17 protein-coding genes are annotated in these 24,707 nt (G+C 76.2%); 4 read left to right on the top strand and 13 right to left on the bottom strand.

Annotated features, from left to right (window positions below; genetic code table 11):
- The first annotated feature begins 11 nt into the window (after window positions 1-11).
- Together AC2A1K_RS03545 and AC2A1K_RS03540 are read left to right on the top strand one after the other, a co-directional pair.
- On the top strand, window positions 12-3,380 hold the full coding sequence (locus tag AC2A1K_RS03545) for a bifunctional proline dehydrogenase/L-glutamate gamma-semialdehyde dehydrogenase (RefSeq protein ID WP_483894932.1): 3,369 nt from the start codon (window positions 12-14) through the stop codon (window positions 3,378-3,380).
- Window positions 3,381-3,414: 34 nt separating this feature from the next.
- Window positions 3,415-3,660 carry a mycoredoxin gene (locus AC2A1K_RS03540; RefSeq protein ID WP_378024439.1) on the top strand — a complete coding sequence of 82 codons (246 nt, stop codon included), beginning with the start codon at window positions 3,415-3,417 and terminating at the stop codon, window positions 3,658-3,660.
- Window positions 3,661-3,726: 66 nt separating this feature from the next.
- On the opposite strand, the gene nudC is transcribed toward AC2A1K_RS03540, so the two are convergent.
- From nudC to AC2A1K_RS03505, 7 genes are all read right to left on the bottom strand, one after another.
- On the bottom strand, window positions 3,727-4,827 hold the full coding sequence (gene nudC, locus AC2A1K_RS03535) for an NAD(+) diphosphatase (protein WP_483894931.1): 1,101 nt from the start codon (window positions 4,825-4,827) through the stop codon (window positions 3,727-3,729).
- On the bottom strand, window positions 4,824-6,263 hold the full coding sequence (locus tag AC2A1K_RS03530; RefSeq protein ID WP_483894930.1) for a M16 family metallopeptidase: 1,440 nt from the start codon (window positions 6,261-6,263) through the stop codon (window positions 4,824-4,826). The genes nudC and AC2A1K_RS03530 overlap by 4 nt, the downstream gene beginning before the upstream one ends.
- Entirely contained in the window at window positions 6,260-7,579 is a 1,320-nt protein-coding gene (locus AC2A1K_RS03525) for a M16 family metallopeptidase (protein WP_483894929.1), read from the bottom strand. The genes AC2A1K_RS03530 and AC2A1K_RS03525 overlap by 4 nt, the downstream gene beginning before the upstream one ends.
- Before the next feature lie 10 nt (window positions 7,580-7,589).
- Window positions 7,590-8,318 (bottom strand): hypothetical protein, encoded by a 729-nt coding sequence (locus tag AC2A1K_RS03520; RefSeq protein ID WP_483894928.1) that lies wholly within the window; start codon window positions 8,316-8,318, stop codon window positions 7,590-7,592.
- 325 nt (window positions 8,319-8,643) lie between these two features.
- Window positions 8,644-9,630: an SDR family NAD(P)-dependent oxidoreductase gene (locus tag AC2A1K_RS03515; protein ID WP_483894927.1), complete on the bottom strand. Its 987-nt coding sequence runs from the start codon at window positions 9,628-9,630 to the stop codon at window positions 8,644-8,646.
- Window positions 9,631-9,659: 29 nt separating this feature from the next.
- Window positions 9,660-11,072 (bottom strand): M20/M25/M40 family metallo-hydrolase, encoded by a 1,413-nt coding sequence (locus AC2A1K_RS03510; protein ID WP_483894926.1) that lies wholly within the window; start codon window positions 11,070-11,072, stop codon window positions 9,660-9,662.
- Between the two features lie 72 nt (window positions 11,073-11,144).
- The gene (locus AC2A1K_RS03505; protein WP_483894925.1) at window positions 11,145-11,540 is read right to left on the bottom strand and encodes a DoxX family protein; all 396 of its coding nucleotides are present in this window, start codon (window positions 11,538-11,540) and stop codon (window positions 11,145-11,147) included.
- Window positions 11,541-11,662: 122 nt separating this feature from the next.
- On the opposite strand from AC2A1K_RS03505, the gene AC2A1K_RS03500 reads away from it, so the two are divergent.
- Window positions 11,663-13,474: a gamma-glutamyltransferase family protein gene (locus AC2A1K_RS03500; RefSeq protein ID WP_483894924.1), complete on the top strand. Its 1,812-nt coding sequence runs from the start codon at window positions 11,663-11,665 to the stop codon at window positions 13,472-13,474.
- Window positions 13,475-13,515: 41 nt separating this feature from the next.
- On the top strand, window positions 13,516-13,881 hold the full coding sequence (locus AC2A1K_RS03495; protein WP_483894923.1) for a DoxX family protein: 366 nt from the start codon (window positions 13,516-13,518) through the stop codon (window positions 13,879-13,881).
- Between the two features lie 326 nt (window positions 13,882-14,207).
- Here AC2A1K_RS03495 and AC2A1K_RS03490 read toward each other — a convergent pair whose 3' ends face one another.
- The 6 genes from AC2A1K_RS03490 to AC2A1K_RS03465 all read right to left on the bottom strand — a co-directional run bounded on the left by AC2A1K_RS03490 (window position 14,208) and on the right by AC2A1K_RS03465 (window position 24,703).
- Window positions 14,208-15,185 (bottom strand): pirin family protein, encoded by a 978-nt coding sequence (locus AC2A1K_RS03490; RefSeq protein WP_483894922.1) that lies wholly within the window; start codon window positions 15,183-15,185, stop codon window positions 14,208-14,210.
- A 73-nt stretch (window positions 15,186-15,258) separates the two neighbouring features.
- Entirely contained in the window at window positions 15,259-18,735 is a 3,477-nt protein-coding gene (locus tag AC2A1K_RS03485; protein ID WP_483894921.1) for an ATP-dependent helicase, read from the bottom strand.
- Window positions 18,732-21,977, bottom strand: a complete 3,246-nt coding sequence (locus tag AC2A1K_RS03480) for an ATP-dependent helicase (RefSeq protein ID WP_483894920.1) — start codon at window positions 21,975-21,977, stop codon at window positions 18,732-18,734. Before AC2A1K_RS03480 ends, AC2A1K_RS03485 begins: the two co-directional genes overlap by 4 nt.
- Window positions 21,978-22,180: 203 nt before the next feature.
- Window positions 22,181-22,480: an MGMT family protein gene (locus AC2A1K_RS03475; RefSeq protein ID WP_483894919.1), complete on the bottom strand. Its 300-nt coding sequence runs from the start codon at window positions 22,478-22,480 to the stop codon at window positions 22,181-22,183.
- A 201-nt stretch (window positions 22,481-22,681) separates the two neighbouring features.
- Complete coding sequence (locus tag AC2A1K_RS03470; protein ID WP_483894918.1) at window positions 22,682-23,782, bottom strand: MSMEG_0565 family glycosyltransferase; 1,101 nt, start codon at window positions 23,780-23,782, stop codon at window positions 22,682-22,684.
- 81 nt (window positions 23,783-23,863) lie between these two features.
- Window positions 23,864-24,703 carry a carbon-nitrogen hydrolase family protein gene (locus AC2A1K_RS03465; RefSeq protein WP_483894917.1) on the bottom strand — a complete coding sequence of 280 codons (840 nt, stop codon included), beginning with the start codon at window positions 24,701-24,703 and terminating at the stop codon, window positions 23,864-23,866.
- Window positions 24,704-24,707 lie beyond the last annotated feature (4 nt).

Here is a 24,707-nt window from a genome sequence, read left to right as displayed (position 1 = left end):
ACCATGGAGGCATGACCGAGCAGCTCGTCCCCCGCGACTCCGAGGTGCTCGAGGCCGGCGGCATCCCCGACGACCTCGTCGAGCGCGCGGTGATCCGCGCCGACCAGTGGGCACGGGCCGGCGCGGCGAACACCGCGGGCACGGCGACGGGGCCGTCGGCGCAGCTCGCCGCCCTGGTGCACGACCCGGCCGGTATCGACTTCACGCTGCGGTTCGTCGACCGCGTCGCCCGGCCCGCCGACGACGACGTCGCCGCCCGCGAGCTGGCGCGGCTGGCGGGACGCCGCTCGCCGCTGCCGGCGTTCGTCGGCCGGCGCGACGCGGCACTGCTCCGGGCCGGGGGGCTCGCGGCGCCGCGCCTGCCGAGGGTCGTGGTCCCTCTCGCGCGGAAGCGGCTGAAGGCGATGGTGGGCCATCTGATCGTCTCCCTCGACGATCGGGCGGACGGGCGCGCGCTGCGCCGTCGGCTCGCCGAGGCGAAGCAGGAGGGGTTCCGGCTCAACCTCAACCTGCTCGGCGAGGCGGTCCTCGGCGAGGACGAGGCCGACCGGCGCCTCGAGCGCACGACGGACCTGCTGCGCCGCGACGACGTCGACTACGTGTCGGTGAAGGCGTCGTCGGTGGCGAGCCAGCTGGTGCCCTGGGACCTCGAGGGCAACCGCGAGCGGCTCGTCGAGCGCCTGACGCCGTTGATGGTGCTCGCCCGCGACACCGGCTCGTTCGTGAACCTCGACATGGAGGAGTACAAGGACCTCGACCTCACGGTCGCGGTGTTCACCGCGCTGCTCGACCGGCCCGAGCTGGCGGACCTGCCGGCGGGAATCGTGCTGCAGGCCTACCTGCCCGACGCGCTCGGGGCGCTCACCGAGCTCGCCGCCTTCGCGCGCCGACGGGTCGCCGCGGGCGGGGCGCCGATCAAGGTGCGGCTGGTCAAGGGCGCGAACCTCGCGATGGAGCAGGTGGACGCCGCGCTGCACGACTGGCCGCAGGCGCCCTACCCCACCAAGGCGGAGGTCGACGCCAACTACGTGCGGCTGCTCGACCGCGCGATCGGCGGCGACCTCGTCGACGCGCTGCGCCTCGGCGTCGCCAGCCACCACCTGCACCACGTGGCCCTCGCCGTCGAGCTCGCCGCGGCGCGCGGGGCCGAGCGCCAGCTCGACGTGGAGATGCTGCAGGGTATGGCGCCCGCCCAGGCGCGGGTCGTCGCGCGCGACGTCCGCCGTGTTTCCGAAGATCTCGGCAAGCTGGTGCTGTACACGCCCGTGGTGCACAGGGGCGACTTCGACGCCGCCGTCTCCTACCTCGTGCGGCGCCTGGAGGAGAACGCGTCGCCGGAGAACTACCTCTACGCGCTGTTCTCCGACGCCGGGCCCACGTCGTACGTCGACCGGTTCCGGGCGTCGGTGCGCGACCGCGACGCGGTGCCGGCGACCCCGCGGCGGACGCAGGACCGTGCCACCGAGACCCCGATGATCCCGGACCGCTTCCGCAACGAGCCCGACACCGACCCCTCCCTGGCCGCCAACCGGGCGTGGGCGATGGCGGCGATCCGAACCCCTGCCCCGCCCGTCGCCGAGCCGGAGCTCACCGACCCCGCCGCCGTGGACGCCGTCGTCGAGCGCGCCGCCGCGTCGGGCTGGGGCGCCCGGCCGGCCCGCCAGCGCGCCGCCGTGCTCCGCGACGCCGCGCGGGCCCTGGCGGCGGCGCGCGGGGACCTGCTCACCGTCATGGTCGGCGAGGCCGGCAAGACGATCGCCGAGGCGGACCCCGAAATCTCCGAGGCGATCGACTTCGCGGCGTACTACGCGGACCGGGCCGAGGAGCTCGCGGACGCGCCGTTCACCCCGGACCGCGTCGTCGTCGTGACCCCGCCCTGGAACTTCCCGATCGCGATCCCGCTCGGCGGTTGCGTCGCCGCGCTCGCGGCCGGGGCGTCGGTCGTCATCAAGCCGGCGCCGCAGGTGCGGGCGTGCGCCGAGGTCGGCGTCGCCGCCCTGCACCGCGGTGGGATCCCCGCCGACGCGCTGCGGCTCGTCCACACCGACGAGGGCTCCACCGACGACACGGCGGGGCGGCGGCTGGTCACGCACCCCGCGGTCGACCACGTCGTGCTCACCGGGGCGTCGCAGACCGCGGCGCTGTTCCGGTCGTGGCGTCCCGACCTGCGCCTGGTGGCGGAGACCAGCGGCAAGAACGCGCTCGTGATCACCCCGAGCGCCGACCCGGACCTCGCCGTCGCCGACCTCGTGCGCTCGGCGTTCGGGCACGCCGGGCAGAAGTGCTCGGCGGCGTCGCTGGCGATCCTCGTCGGCTCGATGCGCTCGGAGCGCACCGCGGCCGGGGCGCGGTTCCACCGCCAGCTCGCCGACGCCGTCCGCACCCTGCGCGTCGGCCACGGCAGCGACCCGTCGACGACGACGGGCCCGCTGATCGGGCCGCCGGACGACAAGCTCGAGCGGGCGTTGACCCGCCTCGACGACGGCGAGCGCTGGCTCGTGAAGCCCCGCCACCTCGACGGGACCCTGTGGACCCCCGGCGTGAAGGAGCCGGTCGCGCCGGGCTCGTGGTTCCACCTCACCGAGTGCTTCGGGCCGGTGCTCGGGCTGATGCACGCGGCGGACCTCGACGAGGCGATCGCGCTGCAGAACGCGACGGGCTACGGCCTCACCGGCGGTCTGCACGCACTCGACCCGGACGAGATCGGTCACTGGATGGAGCGCGTCGAGGTCGGCAACGCCTACGTCAACCGCCACATCACCGGGGCGATCGTGCAGCGCCAGTCGTTCGGGGGGTGGAAGGGCTCGGTCGTGGGCCCCGGCGCCAAGCCCGGCGGGCCGAACTACGTCGCCCAGTTCGGCACCTGGCACGACGGGCCCCTCGACCGCTTGCCCTCCGCGCCGCTCGAGGCCGCGGCCGCGGAGCTCCTCGCGTCGGCGGCACCGCGCCTGGACCCCGACGACCTCGTGTGGTTGCGGGCCGCCGCCGCGTCGGACGCCGCGGCCTGGCGCGACGAGTTCTCGGTCGAGCACGACCCGACCGGCCTGCGGGCGGAGGCCAACGTCTTCCGGTACCGCCCCCTGCCCGCGCTGCGCCTGGTCGTCGGCCCCGACGCGGCCGAGCGCGACGTCCTGCGGGTCCGCCTGGCCGCGGCCTGCGCCGGCGTGCCGGTCGTCGACGACCCGGGGTCCCCGGAGCCCGGCGAGAGGCTGCGTGTCATCGGCATGCCCTCGGACGTCCTGCGGCGCGAGGCCGCGGCGGTCGGCGCGTCCCTGGTCGACGCGCCGGTGGTGGCCGACGGGCGGCGGGAGATGCTCACCGTGCTGCGCGAGCAGGCCGTCAGTGTGACCCGTCACCGGTTCGGGCACGTGGAAGCCTGAGCGATCTCGCCGCGTTGCACCGGACGTGGCACAGATGACGATGTACACGACCAGCTGGTGCGGCTTCTGCCGTCGACTCAAGACGCAGCTCGACCGCGAGGGCATCGGCTACGACGAGGTGGACATCGAGCGCGAGCCCGAGGCCGCCGAGATCGTCACCAAGGTCAACGGCGGCAACCGCACCGTGCCGACCGTCGTCTACCCCGACGGCAGCGCAGCCACCAACCCCAGCTTCGCCGAGGTCAAGGAGACGCTGGCACGTGTCGAGGCCGCCTCCTGAGGTCGCGAACGGGGACTACGCGCGCATAGAAGCAGCGAACAGCTCGTTCGCTGCGTACCCCGGGCCTCAGCCGGCGGCGGCCCACGCCTCGAGCATCGCCCGGGCGATGGACACACCGCCGGGCAGGATGAGGTCGCGACCGGCGCCGGCCTCGAAGTTCGTCCCACCGACGCCGCCGACGCTGTGCCGTCGCTCGCCCGACCCTGCGCCGTCGCGGTGCGACCAGGCGCCGGCGTCGAGCGCGTCCTTGAGCTCGGCGCGGGTGACCCAGCGGGCGCCCTCGATCTCGCCCACCTGCAGTCTCAGCGGCTGGGCGGGGTCGGCGACGGCCGCGAACCCGATCATGAGCGAGCGCGGGAACGGCCACGGCTGCGACCCGAGATACGAGATCGTGTGCACGTCGACGCCGACCTCCTCGGCGCACTCGCGGGTCACGCACGCCTCCAGCGACTCACCCGCCTCGACGAACCCGGCGAGCACCGAGTAGCGCCCCTCCGGCCAGATCGGCTGGCGCGCGAGCAGCACCTGAGCCTGTTCACCCGCCGCGCCGTCGTGCACCAGGCAGATCATCGACGCGTCGGTGCGCGGGTACTCCTCGTGCTGGTGTGCGCGGCACAGCTGCGCCCAGCCCGCCTTGATCGCGTCCATCTCCGACCCGTCGCGGGCGCAGAACCGGGCGCGGTCGTGCCAGTTCAGCAGCGACACCGCGGTGGTCAGCAGGCCGGCGCTGCGGGCGTCGAGGTCGGCGCCGGAGCTGCGCAGGTCGGTCCAGTTCTCGTGGTCGGGGCTGCCGCCGGCGCGCGACCACTGGTCGGCGGTCATGAACCCGGAGCCCGCGTCGTTCGACTCCGCCTCGGCCGGGTCGGGCACGCGCACCGCCCAGAAGGCGGTGCCGCTCTCCTCGCCCAGCAGGACCGCGCCGTCGGGGATCACCTCACCGAGCACCGACGTGGGGGCGAACGCGAGCGACATCGTCCCGTCGGCACCGCGACCGACCGGCGTGCGGCCGTGCGGGTCGACGAGCACGACACGCGCGTCGGGCCACAGCGCGCGGGCGTGGTCGGGGTCGACGCGCAGCTGCTCGCGGCGGTCGACCGTGGAACGCGACAGCGACGGGAGATCGTCGAGGTGGAACGCGGCGCGCAGGTCGGGACCCGCCGTGCTCACGAACCCACCTCCACGCCACCGAGCGCGCGCAATCCGTCGGCGGCTCGTGCGGCGTCGGCGACGACGACCCCGGTGAAGTGCGTCGGCGCGAAGAACTCCTCCGCCGCGGCCGCGACCTGGTCGACCGTGACCGCCTCGACCCGGGCCGGGTGCTCGCGGATCCAGGCGGCGTCCAGGCCGTGTGCCGCGAGGGAGGCGACCGTGGACGCGTAGCCCGCCTGGGTCGTCATGGAGATCAGCAGCGAACCGACGAGGTAGCGCCGCGCCGACTCGACCTCGTCGGCCGACGGCGGCAGCACCGCGAGGCGCCCGAGCTCGTACCGCAGCTCGAGCAGCGCGGGCGCGGTGACCTCCGACGCGACGTCGGTCTCCACCAGCAGCGCCGCCCCGTGCGGATCGAGCTCCAGGCTCGACGACGCGTGGTAGGTGTAGCCCTTGTCCTCGCGCAGGTTCTCCACCAGGCGCGACGAGAAGTAGCCGCCGAGCGAGAGGTTCGCCAGCTGCAACGCCGCGTAGCGCGGGTCGGTGCGGCCCACGGCCGGCGCCGAGAGACGCAGCTGCGACTGCACCGAGCCCGGCCGGTCCACCAGCAGCAGGTCGCGGGCGGTGAGCGCGGGCAGCGCCGGGATCCCCGCCGCCTCGCCGCCGGTCCAGTCGGTGAGCGCGGACTCCACGCGGCGCACCGCGTCGGCGGGGTCGAGGTCACCGACGAGCACGAGCACCGCGCCGCCCGGGCGCAGCGCCGCGGCCTGCAGCGCGCGGACCGCGTCGGCCGGGACCGCGGACACCTCCCCCGGGCGCGGCATCTCGCGCGTCACCGGGTGGCTGCCGTAGCGGCGCTCCTGCAGCGCGCGCCGGGCGATGACCGAGGGCTGCGCCGAGGCCATCTCGATGCGCTCGACGAGACGCTCGCGCTCGCGGGCCAGCTCGTCGTCGGGGTGGGTCGCGTGGAGCAGCAGGTCGGCGAGCACCTCGAGCAGCGTGTCGAGGCCCTCGGCCAGCGCATGTCCGGAGACCGCGAGGCGCTCCGGGTCGACCGCGAACCCGATCTCGCCGCCGACTCCGGCCAGGTCGTCGTCGATACCGACGCGGCTGCGGCTCGACGTGCCCGACAGGATCGTGGTCGAGAGCAGCTCGGCGACCGCGGCGTGGTCCGAGTTCTCGGCGCCGGTCACGTCGGCGAACGGCACCCGTAGCCGCACCTCGACCATCGGCACCTCGGCGCGCCGGACGGCGATCACCCGCAGGCCGGAGTCGAGGACGGTGTCCACCTCGTCGGGCGCGGGCACCGCACGCTGCGGGCCCAGGGCCGGCAGCGGGCGGGGCCCGGTGGCGGTGCTGCCGATCTCGTCGGCGCTGCGACGGGTGGGGGCTGGCCCGAGGAGGTCCGGCTCCCCTCGCGGCGTGCTCCCCACACTGCTGCGCGTCCCGGTCATGCCGCACCCCCCGGCGTGATCGTGAGGATCGCGCGGGCCCCGGGCTGGAGCTTCCCGGCGGCCGCGGCGACGGCGGAGGGCTCGACGGCGGCGATGAGCCCGGGCAGCTCGTCGGCGAGCTCGGCGCGGCCCTGCACCAGCTCGGCGGACCCGAGGGCGAGCATGCGGCTCATCAGCCGGTCGTGCTCGCGGTGCAGCGAGGACGCCCAGCGCGCGGTGACGCGGCGCAGCTCCTCGGGGTCCGGTCCCTCGGCCGCGAGAGCGGCGAGCTCGTCGTCGACGGCGGCGACGACGCGGTCCGGGTCGACCGACGCCGGGTGCACCGCGGTCACCGTGAACGTGTCGGGGTCGCGCGCGTCGAGCGGCGCGCCCATGAGTCCGCAGGACGCGGAGACGTCGGTGACGAGCGCGTCGCCGTACACCAGTCGCTGGGTGAGCCGGGCGGCCTCGCCGTCGGTGAGCAGGCTCGCGAGCACCGCGTGGGCGAGGTAGCCGTCGAGGTCGGTGCCCGGGTCGGGCAGGCGGTGACCGAGCGCGAGAGCGGGCAGCGGGGCGTGCGCGTCGGTGACGTTCTCGCGCCGCACGCCGTCGGGTGGTGGTTCGGCGAAGCTCGGCCGCACGGGGACCGGGCGCGCGGGGATGTCGCCGAAGTGCTTCTCGACGAGCGTGGCCGCCTCGTCGGGATCGAGGTCACCGACGACGGTGAGCACCGAATTGCCCGGCGCGTAGTAGGCGTCGAAGAACGCCGCCGCGTCGTCGAGGTCGGCCTGCTCGAGGTCGGTGAAGTCCCCGTAGCCGTTGTGGGCGTTCGGGTAGGTGTCGTACAGCACCGGCGGCAGCAGGATCCAGGGGAAGCCGCCGTAGGGCCGGTTGAGGACGTTGAGGCGGATCTCCTCCTTGACCACGTCGACCTGGTTGCGCAGGTTCTCCGCGGTCAGGCGCGGGGCGCGCAGCCGGTCGGCCTCGAGGAAGAGCGCGCGCTCGAGTGCCGCGGAGGGCAGGACCTCGAAGTAGTTCGTGTAGTCCTGGTGCGTCGAGCCGTTGAACACCCCGCCCGACGACTGGACGTGCCGGAAGTGGGCGAGCTTGTCCAGGCTCTCCGAGCCCTGGAACATGAGGTGCTCGAAGAGGTGCGCGAACCCGGTCCGGCCCTCGGGTTCGGAGCGGAACCCGACGTCGACGTGGACGGCGACGCCCACCACGGGGGCCGCCGGATCGGGCACGAGGAGCACCCGCAGCCCGTTGTCGAGCACCCGGCGGTGCAGGCCACCGTCAGCTCTGTCAGCCCGGCCCGGGGCGGTCACGCTGGAGGTCACACGCCCCAACCTAATCGCGGTGCGGACCGGCGGCCGGACGGCGCGGCCCGCCGGTCGTGCCGCGGTCCCGCGCGCGCCCGTTCCGGGCCGGACCGCCGCCGTGTCGGCGGCGCCCGGCCTCGAGGGCGGCGGGGCGGCCGGCACGGGCGGTACGGCCCGGGCGGGCCGCGGGGCGATGGGGTGTGCGGCGGGCGGGCGCGGGGCGCGGGGCCGCCGTCGTCGTCGTGCTGCGCCCGGTGCGGCCGGCGCCCCGGGGCGCCGCGGGCGCCGGGCGACGGTGTGCACGGTCGCGGGCGACGGCGACGAGCAGCGCGGCCATCCCGAGCCCGGCGACACCGGTGAGCAGGATCGCGAGCCGGTTCGTGAGCGGGGACTCGGCGGGCTCGGTGGCGGACAGCGCCGCGGACGACCCGGTGCCGAGCACCCGGGCCCGGGTGTCCGCGGCCGGCTCGGTGCCGACGAACGCCATCCGGACCTGCACCCGGCTCCCGGTCGGCGTGCCGCAGCCGTCGAGCGGCAGCAACCGCCGCCCGCCGGGACCGTCGACCGCGACGGTGTCGTGCGGGTCCTCGCCGACGCAGGACGCGGTGGCGACGACCGTCGCGGCACCGACGGTCTCGACGGGCGCCGGCGCGGCCTCGGCGCCGCCGTCCGACCCGCCCCCGCGGGCACCGACCGGGCCGGCGCCGAGGATCAGCCAGAGGGCGACGCCCGCGCCGAGCGCGAGTGCCAGGAGCACGCCGAGGACCGGACCGCGCCGCGGCGACCGACTCACCGGCCGGCCCCCACCCCGCACCAGGTGGGAACGATCCAGATCCGTCTTCGCCGCAGTCCCCGTGAACGACACGGTCGGGATTCAAACACCCCGGACCGTCGCACGATCGAGGTAGGCAGCACTCACGCGAATCGGCGTCTGCTACGGCGTTCCGGGCACTCCGGTCCACCGGGCGTCGCCGCCGGACGACGCCCGGTGGCACCGGAGAGCGACGGCGCGAGCGCCTTGAGGCCGCCGAGCGGGTGATCTTGCTCATCGACCCGACACGCCGCCCCGCATCGTCACACGATCAGTGGAACGCGTCCACGCCCGTCCGCTCCGCCGAGACGGCCCAGAGGCGCACGGCGGCCTCGGGGTCGATCGCGTGGTCGCGGACGCCGCCCCCCGCATCGCCGGTGGCGACCTCGGCCACCTCGCAGTCCTCGAGGTACAGCCCGCCGCGACCCGCCAGCTGCGGCGACGTCGCCGCCCACACCTCGGTGGCCGCTCCCGCCTCGGGGGTCTTGAAGGTCGCCGCCGTCTGCGCGGTCGGGTTGCCGTCCTCGTCGACCCACCCCAGGCCGACCATCTCCTCGCGCGGGAGGTGGCGCTGCAGCGGCGTGAGGATGCCGCCGGGGTGCAGCGAGAAGGCGCGGACGCCGTGGGAGGCGCCGAGGGCGTCGAGCTGCACGGCGAACAGGACGTTGGCGGTCTTGGCCTGGCCGTAGGCGCGCCACTTGTCGTAGGGCTCGGCGCGCCAGTCGAGGTCGTCGAATCGCACCGGCGAGCGGTGGTGCCCGCGGGAGGACACGGACACGACGCGGGCGTCGCGCCCGCGCGCGATCGCCGGCCAGAGGCGGTTGACCAGGGCGAAGTGCCCGAGGTGGTTGGTCGCGAACTGCGCCTCCCACCCGGGCCCGACGCGGGTCTCGGGCGTCGCCATGATCCCGGCGTTGTCGATCATCATGTCGATCGCGCGGTCGGAGGCGAGGAAGCGGTCGGCGAAGGCGGCGACGCTCTCGAGGTCGCCGAGGTCGAGCGCGTCGGTCTCGACGCGGCCGGAACCGTCGATGGCGATGCCGTCGAGTGCCTCCTTGGCGGCGTCGGGGCGGCGAGCGGGGACGACCACGTGCGCGCCCGCCGCGGAGAGCGCGCGGGTCGCCTCGAGTCCGAGCCCCGAGTAGCCGCCGGTGACGACGGCCAGGCGGCCGGTGAGGTCGAGGCCCTCGAGGACCTCGGCGGCGGTCGTGTGCGCCCCGAAGCCGGAGCCGATCGGGTGCTGTGCTGCTGCGGTCACGTCATCGACGCTAGGGCGTCGAGCGCGCTCTAACGCAAACCACGTTCCCCGAGGAGCCGCCACAGGTGCGCGGTCGCCTCGGCACCCGCCAGCAGCAGCGGGAGGACGGCGCGCTCGTCGGGGGCGTGGATGCGGTCGGAGGGCAGCATGACCCCGAGGAACGCCAGCGGGGCGGCGAGCTCGGTGGACAGCAGCGCCTCCGGGCCGCTGCCGCCCTCGCGTGCCGGCAGCACCTCGGCGCCCAACGCGGCGCCCATCGCCTCGCGGATCGTCGTCACCAAAGTCGAGTCGACGTCGCAGATCAGCGGCGGCACGCCGGGGCCGCCGGCGACGACCTCGGCGGTGATGCCGGGCGGGGTGTGCGCCGCGACGAAGGCGCGGACGCCGTCGAGGATCCGCGCCGGGTCCTGGTCGGCGACCAGCCGGAACGTCAGCTTCGCGGTCGCCGAGTGCGGGACGATCGTCTTGTGCCCGGGGCCGCCGTAGCCCCCGTGCAGGCCGTTGACCTCGGCGGTCGGGCGCGCCCACAGCCGCTCGTAGGTGCTCCAGCCGGCCTCACCCGCGGTGGCCTGCGCGCCCGCCGCGGAGTGCGCGAGCCACGCGGGCTCGTCGAAGGGCAGCGCGGCCCAGGCGGCGCGCTCGGCGTCGGTCGGCGGGCGGACGTCGTCGTAGAACCCGGGCACCTGCACGCGCCCCTGGCCGTCGTGCAGCGCCGCGACGAGGCGGGCGAGCTCGGTGACCGGATTGGGCACGGCGCCGCCGAACTGCCCGGAGTGCAGGTCCACCGAGGCGCCGCGGAAGACGATCTCGATGTCGACCATGCCGCGCATCCCGGTGCAGACGGTCGGCGCGTCCCGGTCGACCATCCCGGTGTCGGTGACGACGATCGCGTCGCAGGCCAGCGCGTCGCGGTGCGCGGCGAGCAGGGACCCGAGGTGCGCCGAGCCGGACTCCTCCTCGCCCTCGGCGAGCAGTTTGAGGTGGACGGCGGGTCCGTCCGCGCCGGTCGCGGCGAGGTGGGCGGCGACGCCCAGGCGCACCATCGCGAGGTGGCCCTTGTCGTCGGAGGCGCCGCGCCCGCGCAGCTCCTCGCCCACGACCTCGGGCTCGAACGGCGGATGAGACCAGCCGTCGGCGAGGTCGGCGGGCTGGACGTCGTGGTGGCCGTAGACGAGCACCGTCGGCGCTGACGAGTCGCCCACCCGCCCGTCGGCGGCGGGCCACGACGCGAACACCGCGGGCAGGGCGTCGGTGTCGTCCCACACCTCGACCTGCGGCCAGCCCTCGGCGCGCAGGCGCTCCGCCAGCCACGCCGCCGAGCGCGCCACGTCGTCGTGGTGGCCGGGATCGGCCGAGATCGACGGGATGCGCAGCCACTCCTGGAGATCGGCGACGAAATCCTCGGCGCGGGCACGGACGGCGGTCGCTTCGGTGCTGGTCACGTCGGGAGACGGTAGGCCAGACACGTCACCGCCCGGCCACCGTGTTCGGTGACCGGGCGGGACGTGTGCGGGTCAGCGACGGGGCAGGATCTCGGCGCGGCGCACCCAGGCCACGACCCCGAGCAGGACTCCGAGGATCACCGGCGTGTACCAGAAACCCTCGGACAGGAAGAACAGCTGCGCGCCGGTGGCGCCGACCATGAGCGCGATCAGGCACGAGGCGGCGAGCCCGGCGAGGCGGGGCACCAGCAGGCCGATGCCGCCGGCGACCTCGAGGACGCCCACGACGACCCGCAGCCACTGGCCCGTGCCGAGGTCCGCGAAGATCTGGATGGCGTAAGCGTCGCCGAACAGCTTCGGCGCCCCGGAGCCGACGACGAACATGAGCCCGAGCAGGACCTGCAGGGTCCACAGCGCGACGGTGGCCGGGCGGGTGCGGGTGGTGGTGGTGCCGGTCGCGGTGGTCATCGGGTCCTCCTGGGCTCGGGGCGTTGCGGAGAAGCCTGCCCACGTAGAACTCCTACGTCAATACTTTCTCGTTGTTTCTCCGTACTTGCCTCGGCCGTGACCGTTCGGTTTCGCTGTGACAGATGCGCGTGCCCGCGGGATGGACCCCGCCCCCGGAGTTCACGACGCGGCCGGTGCTCGAGGGCACGGTGGGGATGGCAGCGGCGACGCACTGGGCGGCCGCGACCACCGCGATGGGTGTGCTGGAGCGGGGCGGGACCGCGTTCGACGCCGCGGTGGCGGCCGCGTTCGTCCTGCACGTCACCGAGCCCCATCTCAACGGGCCGGGGGGCGATCTCACCGCCGTGTTCGCGACGGCCGACGACCCCACGCCGCGGGTACTCGACGGGCAGGGCCCGGCCCCGGCGGGTGCGTCCGCGGCCGCCTACCGGGCCGAGGGTCTGGACCGGGTGCCGGGCTCGGGCGCGCTGGCGGCCGCGGTCCCGGGCGCGGTGGACGCCTGGTTCCTGCTGCTGCGCGACCGCGGGACGTGGGATGTCGGCGACGTCCTCGCGCCGGCGATCGGCGCCGCCCGCGACGGCGTGCCCGCGGTCCCGCGCCTGGCGTCGACGATCGCAGGAGTCGCCGACCTCTTCCGCGAGCACTGGCCGACCTCGGCCGCGCTGTGGCTGCCCGGCGGCCGACCGCCGCGGCCCGGCGACGTCGTGCGCAACCCGGCCTGGGCCGACACCCTCGAGCGGCTCGCCGCGGCCGCGCAGGGGCCCGACCGCGAGGCCCGGATCGACGCGGTGCGCACCGTGTGGGGCGAGGGGTTCGTGGGCGAGGCGGTCGCCGCGTCGTGCCGCGCGCCCCACCGGCACTCGTCGGGCACCGTCCACGCGGGCGTGCTCACCGTCGCCGACACGGCGGGCTACCGGGCGCGGGAGTGCGACGCGGTCATCGGCGAGTTCCGCGGGCGGCGGGTCGCCAAGACCCCGGCGTGGGGCCAGGGGCCGGCGTTGCTCGCCGCGCTCGCGGTGCTCGACGGCTTCGACGACGCCGACCTCGATCCGGTCGGCGACCCCGGCGCGCACCTCGTGCTCGAGACGATCAAGCTCGCGCACGCCGACCGGGAGGCGTGGTTCGGCGAGTCGGCGGACCTGCTCGACGTCGCCGACCTCCTCACCCCCGATTACGTCGCCGGGCGCCGCGCGCTGATCTCCGACGTCGCCTCGCCCGACCTGCGCCCCGGGCGCCTCGGTGGTCGCGACCCGGTGCTCCCGGAGCTCGCGGTCTCCGGCGCCGACGCCGGCGTCACCGTCGACGGCACCATCGGCGAGCCGACCGTCACCCTCGCCGGTGAGACGAAGGGCGACACCTGCCACCTCGACGTCGTCGACCGCGCCGGCAACATCGTCTCCGCGACCCCGTCCGGCGGGTGGCTGCAGTCGTCCCCGACGATCCCCGAGCTGGGGTTCGCCCTGGGCAGCCGGCTGCAGATGAGCTGGCTGCAGGACGGCCTGCCCGCGACGCTGACGCCCGGACGCAAGCCGCGCACCACGCTGTCGCCGACGCTCGTGCTCGACGACGGCGGCCCCGTCACCGCGCTCGGCACGCCCGGCGGCGACCAGCAGGACCAATGGCAGCTGCTCTACCTGCTGCGCACGCTCGTCGGCGGCTACGATCCGCAGCAGGCGATCGACGCGCCCGCGCTGCACACGACGTCGTCACCCAGCTCGTTCTGGCCGCGCGGACGCGAGCCCGCGGGCGCGGTGGTCGAGGACCGGATGGACGCCGCGGTCGTCGACGGGCTGGAGCGCCGTGGGCACCGGGTGACGCGCACCGGGCCGTGGTCGCTGGGGCGTCTGTCGGCGGTCGGGATCGACCGGGCCCGCGGGGTGCGATGGGCCGCCGCGAACCCACGGGGGATGCAGGGGTACGCGGTGGGACGGTGAGCCGGCGGGCGGTGCGGCGCCGGCTCTGCGAGGGTGGCCCCATGATCCGCTCCCGATCCGCTGTGCTCGCCGGCGCACTGCTGACCACGGGCGTGCTGCACGGGGTCGCGCCGCAGCCGTTCGACACGATCGTCCCGCCGTGGCTGCCGGGCTCGGCCCGGCTCTGGACGTACGCGAGCGGTGTCGCGGAGCTCGCGGTCGGCGCGGCGGTCGCGGCACCGCGGACGCGCCGCGCGGGTGCGCTGGCGGCGGCCGCCCTGTTCGTCGCGGTGTTCCCGGCGAACGTGCAGATGGCGTGGGACTGGCGGCGCCGACCGTGGCCGTGGCGCGCGGTGGCGTTCGGGCGCCTGCCGCTGCAGGTGCCGATGATCGCGCACGCGCTGCGGGTGCACCGCGAGGCCGGCTGACGCCGGCCCCGCGGGCCCTCCCCGACTCCCCCCGGTCCCGGTCCCCGACCGTTCCCGCCCACACCCGTGCCCTCGGCGCTCGTCGCACCGACCACCGCGAGCGGGGCGTGCTCGAGGGCGAGGTCGAGGGCGAGGTCGAATCCCGCGAGCTCGGTGACCAGCCCGACGTCCTCCGGGCCGAGGACTCGCCCCGCGACGGCACTGCGGCGGCACTGCGACGGCACGATCATCGGTCCTTACGGGAGCGTCCGACGGTAGTCAGCTACCGAGAGTGAAACAAGACCGGTTCTAGTGGCGTGATCGCTACTCTCCGCGCTTTCGGGGGGTCACTGCGGGTTGCCCCGTGGCCGGATGGTGGCCTGCGGCAGTGCCGGCGCCGGCAGCCGGGCGCCGGTGCGGCCGTCCCGGCCGACGTAGCCGTCGACCTCGCCGAACCGCTCCCCGGCCTCCCACGCCGCGCGGAACGCGACGATCTCGTCGTGGCTGCGGCCGACGAAGTTCCACCACATGACGATCTGCTCGCCGAACGGCGGGCCGCCGAGCAGGACGAGGCGCGCCGGATCGGCGCCGGCCGTGATCTCCAGCGTGCTGTGGCCGGTGCGCAGGTAGCCGAGCTCGCCCGGCTCGAGGGGCCGCCCCTGGAACGTCACGCGGCCGCCGTCGACGAGCAGGCCGTGCTCGAAGGCGTCGTCGACCGCGAGCTCGATCGTGGCGCCGGGCTCGAGGAGCAGCTCCGCGCCGAGCAGGGGGGTGGCGGTGACCACCGGGGACGCCGCACCGGCCAGCGCGCCGAGGAAGACGCGGGCGGTGCCGCCGTCCAGCGCGACCGGCTCGGGGGCGTGGTGGGCGAAGTCCCGCGGCCCGTCGCGGGCGTCCTCGGGCAGGGCGACCCAGAGCTGCACACCGTGCAGGACGGTCGTTCCCGGGGTGCTGACCTCGGAGTGCGCGATGCCGTGCCCGGCGGTCATGAGGTTGAGCTCGCCGGGACGCACACGGGCGTGGACGCCGTGGCTGTCGCGGTGCTCGACCTCGCCGGTGAACAGCCAGCTCACCGTCGCGAGGCCGGTGTGCGGGTGGGGTGGGACGTCCATGCCGCCGCTGGTCGAGGTGGCGTCGGGGCCGTAGTGGTCGACGAAGCACCACGCGCCGATCAGCGACCGCCGCCGCTGCGGCAGCGTGCGCCGCACGGTCATCGCCCGCGGGCCGCCCAGTGGCACCTCCCGCGGCGTCAGGACCTCGACCTGCGGCACCGCCCCGCCCGGCACGCAGTGGACCTCGGGCGGCGCGGTCTCGGTGTTGCTCACGTCTCGATGATGCCCCCGTTCACCGCGGGTCTGGGTCTCACCGCGGGTCTGGGTCTCACCGCGGGTCTGGGTCTCACCGCGGGTCTGGGTCGACGTCCGGCGGCGGGCCGTCGTCGCGGTCGGGGTCGGCGTCCGGGTCGTGTGCCGAGGCGGTCCCCGGCGGGGGTTCCGGGTCGCCCTCGGGCGCGCGCTGCTCCTCGGGCACGGCGGCCACGAGCGCCCGCAGGCCGGCGGCGTCGAGCAGGTCGGCCGGGCTGACGGTCTCGTCGTGGCGCACGTAGTGCAGCGCCGCCCGGACCCGCTCGACCGGGACGCCGGAGAGCGACGACCACGCCAGCCGGTACGCCGCGAGCTGCACCGCGAGCGCCGGGAGGGCTTCCTCGCGCGGGCGGGCGCCGGTCTTCCAGTCGACGACGGTCGCGCCCCCGTCGGCGTCGGCGAACACCGCGTCGATGCGGCCGCGGACCAGCGTGCCGGCGACCTCGGTCTCGAACGGCACCTCGACCGCCACCGGCGTGCGGTTGGCCCACCGGCTGGCGGTGAACCGCTCGCGCAGCTCGGCGGCGTCCGCGGCCCCGACGGGGTCGGCGGCGGCGTCGGCGTCCTCGTCGGCGGCGCCGGGCAGCTCGTCGAACTCCAGCAGCTCGGTGGCCGAGAACCAGCGCTCCAGCCAGGCGTGGAACTCGGTGCCGCGCCGGGCGCGCGGATCGGGTGGGCGCGGCACGGGGCGGCGGAGCCGGCGGGCCAGCGCGCCGGGGTCGGCGGCGAGGTCGACGAGCTGGCTGACCGAGAGCTGCGGTGGCAGCAGCACGCGCGCGTGCCGGTCGCGGGCGGCGGCGCGCTCGGCGAGCAGGACCTCGATGTCGGCGGCCCAGCCTTCGGGATCCTCGTCCGTCGGCTCGGCGTGTCGCGCCCGCGCGGCCCGGACCAGTGCCGCGCCCTCGTCGACCGCCGCCCGCCGCGCCCCGAGGGGATCGAGCGGCCAGACCGCCTCGTGCACGGCCGCGGCCATCGGGTTGGGCTCCCCCTCCTCCGGCGCCTCGACCCAGGTGTCGACGACCCCGCCGCGGCCGGTCGCGACCAGCTCTCCGACCTCGCTCAACAGATCCGACGGCCCGCGTGGGGTGTCCCCCGTCTCGCCCCACCAGTGGCCCGAGACCAGCAGCGCGCGCTCGGAGCGGGTGAGCGCCACGTAGAACAGGCGCCGCTCCTCGACGAGGCGGCGCTCGTCGAAGGCGCGCTCGTGGGCGTCGAGCCGGTCCTGGATCTCCTTGCGGTCCTCGGCGCCGTCGAGGTCGAGCTCGGGGAGGTCGGGCCGGTCGCCGCGCAGGTGCACCGGAAGCGAGGCCACCGACGTCAGCCACGACCCGGAGCGCTTCGCCGCCGGGAACACCTTGTCGACGACGTGCGGCAGAGCCACGAGCTCCCACTCGAGGCCCTTCGCGGCGTGGACCGTCAGCACCTGCACGCGGGTGCCGCCGCTCGCGGGGTCGGCCGCTGACACGGGGTCGACCTCCCCGGGCGTCAGGCCGTCCTCGGCGTCCTCGGCCGCGTCGAGGTAGGCGAGCAGCGCGGTGACCGTCGCCGTGCCGCCCGAGGCCACCGCGCCCGCGCCGAAGTCGGCGACGACCTCCGCGAACGCGTCGAGGTGCGCGCGCCCGGTCGGCCCGGGGCGCGCGGCGGTCTCGACGTCGAGCAGGAGCACGCGCTCCACGTCGGCGACGAGGTCGACCAGCGGGGCGGTGACCCGACGGCGCAGCATGCTCAGCTCGCGGGCGAGGTGGCGGATCCGCTCGTACCCGGCGGCGGAGTAGCGCGCCGCCGGGCCGGGGTCGTCGAGCGCGTCGACCAGGCCGGCCCGCTCGGCGTGCTCGCCGGGCAGCGCGGCGGCGACCGGGTCGGGGACGGCCTGGCTGACGGTGCTGCCCACCGCCGCGGGGTGGGCGTGATCGTTCGCGGGTGCCGCGAGCTCGCGCGCACGCCGCCACAGGGCCGAGAGGTCGGCGCCGCCGATGCGCCAGCGCGCGCCGGTGAGCAGCCGGACCGCGGCACCGCCCGCGAGCGGGTCGACCACCAGACGCAGCGCCGACACCACGTCGCGGACCTCGGGCTCGTCGAGCAGGCCGCCCAGCCCGACGACCTCGACGGGCAGGTCCCGGGCGCGCAGCACGGCGGCGAGCGCGCTCATGTCGGCGCGGCGGCGGACCAGCACCGCCGAGGTCGGAGGCTCGGTGCCGGCGTCGGCGGCGGCACGCCAGCGGTCGGCGATCGCGTCCGCGACCCACGCGCGCTCGACCTCGACGTCGGTGTGCAGCGCGACCCGCACGTCGCCCGCGGGCGCGCCGGGCCGGGGCCGCAGCTCGTCGACGGGGACGCCCGTCGCCCTGAGTGGCTCGGCGATCCCGTTGGCCAGCGCGAGGACTTCGGGCGGGTTGCGGAAGCTGGTCAGCAGGCCGTGGCGGGCGGCCGCGACCCACTCGCCGCTGCCGTCGGCGCGCGGGAAGTCGGTGACGAAGCGCGGCAGGTTGGCCGCGCTCGCCCCGCGCCAGCCGTAGATCGACTGGAAGGGGTCGCCGACCGCGGTGACCGTGGTGTCCTCGCGATCTCCGCTGCGGCCCGCGAACAACGAGCGCAGCAGGACGCGCTGAGCGTGCCCGGTGTCCTGGTACTCGTCGAGCAGCACCGCCCGGAACGCCTCCCGCTCGGCGGCCCCGACCTCCTCGTGGCCCTCGGCGAGGCGTGCGGCGGCGGCCATCTGGTCGGCGAAGTCGAGGCAGCGCTCGGCGCGCTTGCGCGCGGCCAGCTCCTCGACCAGCGGCAGCAGGGCGGCGCGGAAGCGCTGGGCGGCGACCTTGGTGGCGAGCGTCTGCGGCAGCGCGGCCTTCTGCCCCCTGGCGCGCGGCGCGTCCTCGACCGCGCGCGCGAAGCGCTCGGCGTGGACCCGCAGGACCTCGGGGTCGGCGAGGTGCTCGCCGAGCTCGCCCGCCAGGGCCTGGACCAGCGCCGTCACGGTGGCGGGCACCCGGTCGGTGTCGAGGTCCGCGGCCCAGGTGGAGACGATGCGGTGGGCGAGCTGCCACGAGGCGGTCGGCGCGAGCAGGCGCGCGCCGGGGTCGACGGGCAGGCGCAGGCCGTGCTCGGTGAGCAGGCGCCCCGCGTAGGCGTGGTACGTCGAGATCGTCGGCTCCCCCGCGCGGGCGGCGAGGCGCCGGTCGCCGGTCGGGTCGAGCTCGTCGAGCAGCGTCGACGCACCGAGCACACGCAGCCGGCGCCGCACCCGGTCGGCGAGCTGCCCGGCGGCCTTGCGCGTGAAAGTCAGGCCCAGCACCTGCTCGGGGCGCACGAGGCCGTTGGCCACCAGCCACACCACGCGCGCGGCCATCGTCTCGGTCTTGCCGGACCCGGCGCCCGCGGTGACCAGCGCGGGCTCCCACCGCGCGCCGATCACGGCGGCCTGCTCCTCGGTGGGGCGGCGCAGCCCGAGGCGGTCGGCGAGCTCGACGGGGTCGATCAACGGGGCCCGCTGCCGGGCGGGCGCGATCGACGTCACGGGACCTGCCTCCCCGAGACGTGCACCGGGCAGGCCGTGCGCACCGGGCAGCGCGGGCAGGCGTCGTTCTCGCGCCCGACGAACAGCGGCCCCTCGGTGGCGCGGGCGGCGGCGCCGACGTGCTCGCGCCATTCGGCGAGTCCCTCGTCGTCGAGGGGCTCCTGCACGCGCTCCTTCGCGGGCGTCCCGGCCCGGGACAGGTAGACCAGACGCGCACCGCCGGGTGTGGTGCGCGCGGCGGTGCGGTCGGGGCCGGCGAGGGTCTCGGCGAACGCGCCGAGCGCGGTGGCGAGCTGGTACACCGCGAGCTGGGGGTGGGCCTGGGCGTCGGCCTTCGAGATCGGCGTCTTGCCCGTCTTCACGTCGATGATCACCGGGCGGCCGTGAGGATCGATCTCGAGGCGGTCGACCCGCCCGCGCACCCGCACGCCCTCGGCCACCGTGACCTCGAGCTCGCGCTCGACCGCGGCCTCGGTGAGCTGGGCGCGCGTCTGCTCCCGCCAGGCCAGGAAGCTCGCGAGCATGCGCCGGGTGTTGGCGAGCTCGCGCCGCGAGAACCACGGGGCACCCGCGTCGACCGACGCCCACGCGACGTCGAGGGCCTCCTCGAGCTCGCCGGCCTCGGCGCCCTCGGCGGCGCGCTGGACCAGGGCGTGGACGAGGGACCCGGTGACCGACGCCAGCGAGTCGCCGTCGTCGCCGCCGTGGGTCTGCAGCGCCCAGCGCAGCGGGCAGGTCAAGATCGTCTCGACCGCGCTGGGGCTGACCGCGACCGGACCGGGCGGGCGCAGCGGGGCCTCGGTGGACGGGGCGAGCAGGCCGTACCACTCGTCGGGATCGGCGCCCGGGACGCCGGCGTCGGCGAGGCGGGCGAGGCCCGCCGCGGCGCGGTCGCGCTGCGCCGGGGCGGCCTCGGGGTCGGTGACGGCGCGGCGCAGCTCGCCGACCAGCTCGGCGAGGACCAGCGCGCGACCGGGGCGGCTGCGGGGTCTCGTCGCGTCCGCGGGGTCGCCGGTGAGCGGGCCGCCGTCGACGTCGTCGAGGAATCGCGAGGGCGTGACGTCCTCGGCCTCGACCGCGCTGACGTGCACCGCGCGCCGTGCGCGCGACAGCGCGACCGCGAACAGCCGGCGCTCCTCGGCGAGCAGGGGCGCCTGCCCGGAGACCGCCGGGTCGTCGGGGACGCCGGCGAGGACGTCGACGAGCCGCTCGACGCCGAGCAGGGTGCCGCGGCGTCGCAGATCCGGCCACACGCCCTCCTGCACGTCGGGGACGACGACGACGTCCCACTCCCGCCCCCGCGAGGCGTGGGCGGTGAGCAGGGCGACGGCCTCGCCGTCGGGGGCACGGGGGGCGAGGGTGTCGGCGCGGATGCGCTGGTCGTCGGCCTGGGCGACGAAGCCGGCGACGGTGCCGCCGGGCAGGTCCTCGACGAAGCGGGCGGCGCGTTCGACGAGGGCGACGACGGCGTCGAGGTCGCGGTCGGCCTGCGCGCCGGTGACCCCGCCGCGCTCGCTGGCGGCGACCCACCGTCGTTGCAGACCGCTGCGGTCCCACACGGCCCACAGCACGTCGGGCACCGAGGCACCCTCGGCGATGGCCTTGGCGGCCGTGGCCAGGAGCCCGCCGACGCGGTCGAGCGGCGCGGCCTCCGAGGGGCTGAGCAGTGCGAGGGGGTTGAGCTCCTGGCGCACGTGGTCGAGCAGGGCGTCGACGATGAGCGCGTCGCTCGGGGTGTCGGCCGCGCCGCCGCCGGCCTCGTGGCGGCGCAGGAGCCCGCGGCGCAGGCGGCGCACGGCCAGGGGGTCGGCGCCGCCGAGGGGGGAGGCGAGCAGGGTGAGCGCGGTGTCGGCGTCGAGACGCTGGGGGTCGGCGGCGCAGCGCAGGACGGTGAGCAGCGGGGCCACCGCCGGGAGGGCGGCGAGCGGGGTGTCGTCGGCGGGCACGGCGAGGGGGACGCCGGCGGCGAGCAGGGCGCGGCGCAGGGGCGGCAGGGAGCCGGAGACGCTGCGGACGAGCACCGCCATCCGCGACCACGGGACGCCGTCGGTGAGGTGGGCGCGGCGCAGCCGGTCGGCGACCGCGGCGGCCTGGCGCCCGGCGGTGGCGTAGACGTCGACGGTGACGCGGCCGCGCTCGTCCTCCTCTGCTGCTGGCGCGCGTCGGGTGCGTCCGGGGCCGGCGCCGGGCAGGGCCGCGACGACCCGGGCGACGGCGTCGCGCAGCGCGGGGCGGCTGCGGTGGTCGACGGGCAGGACGACGGTGGCGAGCCCGCCCGGGTCGGCGTCGCGCAGCAGCGCCGGGTCGGCGCCGCGGAACCCGAGCACCGAGGAGTCCGGGTCGCCCGCGAGCACCCAGTCGTCGGCGGCCGCCCCCAGGGCGCGGGCGAGCTCGATCTGCTGGGGGTCCATGTCCTGGACGTCGTCGACCACGAGGTGGCGCACCGCGGCGCGCTCGGCCTCGAGCAGGTCGGGGTCGGTGACGAAGGCGTCGAGCACGGCGGCGACCAGCTCGGCGGCGTCGAGCGGGGGCGCGCTCGCCAGGGGGTTCGCAGAGCCCGCCGCCGCGCGCAGGAGCGTGACCTCCTCGTACGTGCGGTAGAAGCGCCCGGCGGCGATCCAGGCGGGCACGCCGTGGCGCTTGCCGAGGTCGGCGAGCTCGCGGGGCCCGAGGCCTCGCTCGGCGGCTCGCAGGAGGAGATCGCGCACCTCGCCGGCGAACGCGGGCGCCTCCAGCGCGGGCTGCATGCGCAGCGGCCAGCCCGACGCCACCCCGGCGCCCGCGACCTCGCCGGCGAGCAGCTCGCGCACCATCGCGTCCTGCTGGGCGCCGGGGAGCAGGCGCGGCGGCGCCTCGCCCCGGCGCTCGGCGTGGCGGCGCAGGACGGCGAAGGCGTAGGAGTGCACGCTGCGCACCAGGGGCTCGGCGACGGCGCGGGCGTTGCCGTCCTGGTCGTCGAGCGCCCGTCTGCGGGCCGCGATGCGCTCGCGCAGCGAGGCCGCGGCCCGCCGGTCGCCGACGAGCACGAGCGGACGCGCGTCGGGCTCGGCGTGGAGCAGGCGCGCCACGCGCTCGGCGAGCAGCGTCGTCTTGCCCGTCCCCGGGCCGCCGAGCACGCGCAGGAACCCCACGTCGTGCTCGAGGACCCGCCGCGCGGCGTCGTCGAGCACCAGCTCGCCCGGCACCCACGCCGCGGCGCGGCGGAGCTCGGGCACGCGCTCGGCGCTCATCGGGAGGCTCACGCGCACCACTCCACCATGTCCCCCCGACAAGGGCGTGGAGGGTGGCCGGCGGGAGATGCGCACGGGTCTGCGAGCGATGCGGCATTGCTGGCGTCTCACGCCAGGATCGCCACATCCTCGCTACCGCGACACGCCGGTGTCGGCGTGGTGCGGGGCTGTTCAGCGTGGCGGCTTCAGCGTGGCGGCCACGCTGACGTCGAACGTCAGGAGTTCCACCCGCTCGCGGCGCGGTGGTTGGCGAGCACGACCTTCCCGTCGCGGATCTCGACCCCTTCCTCGCGCAGGCGGGCGTGCTGCTCGTCGAGGATCTGCGGCGCACTCGACCCGTCGGCGCGCAGCACCCGGTGCCACGGCAGATCGGCGCCGTCCTCGCGCAGCACATGCCCGACCAGGCGCGCGGAGCGCTCACCCGCCTCGGCCGCGACGTCGCCGTACGTCGCCACCTGACCTTCCGGGATCGCCGCGACCGCCGCGCGGATCCGCTCGTGCCGGGCCTCGTCCACGACAAGGAGTCCAGCACAGCCCGCGTCCGTCGGGGACCCGGGACGTCATGATCGACGCACCGTTCCTGACGTTGAACGTCGGCGTGGCCGCCAGGCTGCGATGTCCCGCGCCACGCCGACACCGGCGTGTCGCGGTAGCGAAGATGTGGCGATCCTGGCGTGAGACGCCAGCAATGCCGCATCGCTCGCATCAACCCCGGTTCAGTCGCCCGGACCGCCACCCCGGCGGTAGAGGTCCAGGTGCGCGGCGGCCGCGGCGTCCCAGGTGTGCGACGCGGCCAGCGCGCGACCCACCGTCGCGCGCGCCGGGAGGTCGGCGTCCCCGCCCTCGATCACCCGCCCGATCTCGCGCGCGAAGCCCTCGGGGCCGTCGGCGAAGCGCGCCGCGCCCGCGAACACCTCGCGCAGGACGGGCAGGTCGCGCGTCACCAGCGGCACACCCGCCGCGAGCGCCTCCATCGCCGCGAGCCCGAACCCCTCCTTCGTCGACGGGAACGCGAACACCGCCGCACCGGCCACCAGGCCCGGCAGCTCGGTGTCGTCGACCGGCCCGAGCACGACCGGCTCCACGCCCAGCTCCGCGGCGCGCGCGAAGACCTCCTCGCGATACCCCCGGTAGTCGAACAGCGTGTCCCCGCCCGCCACGAGCAGCGGCACGCCCGGCAGACGCGCCATCGCCTCGACCAGCTCCACCGTCCCCTTGCGCGGCTCGATGCCCCCGACGGCGAGCACGTAGCGCCCGTGCTTCGCGCGCCACGGCTCCCCGGCCCCGGCCTCGGCCGCCGACACGAAGCGCGCCGCGTCCACCCCGTTGCCGATCACCGTCGGAGCCCGGTCCCAGCCCGAGCGAATCTCGGACGCCACCGCCTCCGACACGCACACCAGCCCGGCCGGCTCGACGATCGCGCGCTCGTGGCATGCCGCGAGCTCGGGCGTCGTGAAGCTGTCGAGGTGGTGCACGGTCCGCCAGAGATCTCCATAGCCACGGGAGCGACCCACCGCGTTCGCCGTCAGGCAGTCCTGCGCGTGCACGACGTCGTACGCACCCTCGAACGCCTCCGACAGCAACGCGATCGACCGCAGGATCCGCTCCCCCACCGCCTCGCCGTCGATCTCCGGCACCGGCACCAGGCGTACGGTCACGTCGGGGGAGACCGCCCGGAAGAAGCCCGTGTCGCCGCCTCGCGCGAGCGCCCACACCGTCACCGCGTGCCCGGCCCGAGCGAACGCCTCCGCCAGCGCGAGCGTGTGCACCACGCCCCCGCGCGGCTTGGTCGAGTACGTCAGCAGGGCGACACGCACGCTAGCCCTCCGCGCCGTGGAGGTGCCACGACATCGTCACCGGGGTCATCGGGGTCATCGGGGTCATCGGGGTCATCGGGGTCATCGGGCCCCGTACGTCTCGGGCCGCCGCTCGGACAGGTGGTGCAGCACCGAACGGGCCGCACCGACGATGCCCTGCAGGTCGACCTCGGCCACCGCGAGCCCGCCCTTCGACCACGTGCGCGCGAGGATCTCCCCGCCCGGTCCGACGACCTTGGCCCGCCCGAGGAAATGCAGCGCCCCGTGCCGCCCGCTCTGGTTCGACGACAACCAGACCACCTGGTTCTCCGCCGCCCGCGCCTGGTCGTAGAGGTCGAACAGGCGCGCCTGGCGGTCCTGCGCCATCCGCGGCGCGCGGTTGGTCAGCGACGTCGGCCACGCGGAGAGGCACGCGATGATCTCCGCGCCGTCCACCGCGAGCGTCCGTGGCGCCTCCGGGAACGTCTTGTCGTGGTCGATGAGCAGGCCCATCCGCCCGACCGGGGTGTCGAACGCCGAGAACCCGTCGCCGGCCCGGAACAGCGGCGCGACGCCCGCGGGGATGTGCACCTTGCGGTGCCGGCCGAGGATCCCGTCCCCGGACAGGCACACCGCCGCGTCGTAGCGCACCGGCCCGGCGCCCTCGTCGGGACCCAGCTCGCTGTACCCGAGGCAGACCACCATCTCGCCGGCGATGTCGATCACGGAGCGCACCTCGTCGCCGTTCGGCTCGAGCAGCGGCGGCAGGCACTCCTCGTCCGGGCGGCGCAGGTCGGTGAGGTACCCGCCGAGCGCCCCGTCGGGCAGCGCCAGCAAGGCGACGCCGGCGTCCCGCGCGTGCGAGATGATCATTTTGATGCGGTCGAGGTCGAACCCGATGTCGCGGGTGAAGTGGGCCGCGGCGGCGGCGAGGCGGACCACGCGT

The sequence above is a fragment of the Actinomycetospora sp. 2LY8.5 genome (genome assembly GCF_057180585.1).
Note: the sequence above shows the minus strand (reverse complement) of the source record. Positions and strands in the feature narration are given on the sequence as shown.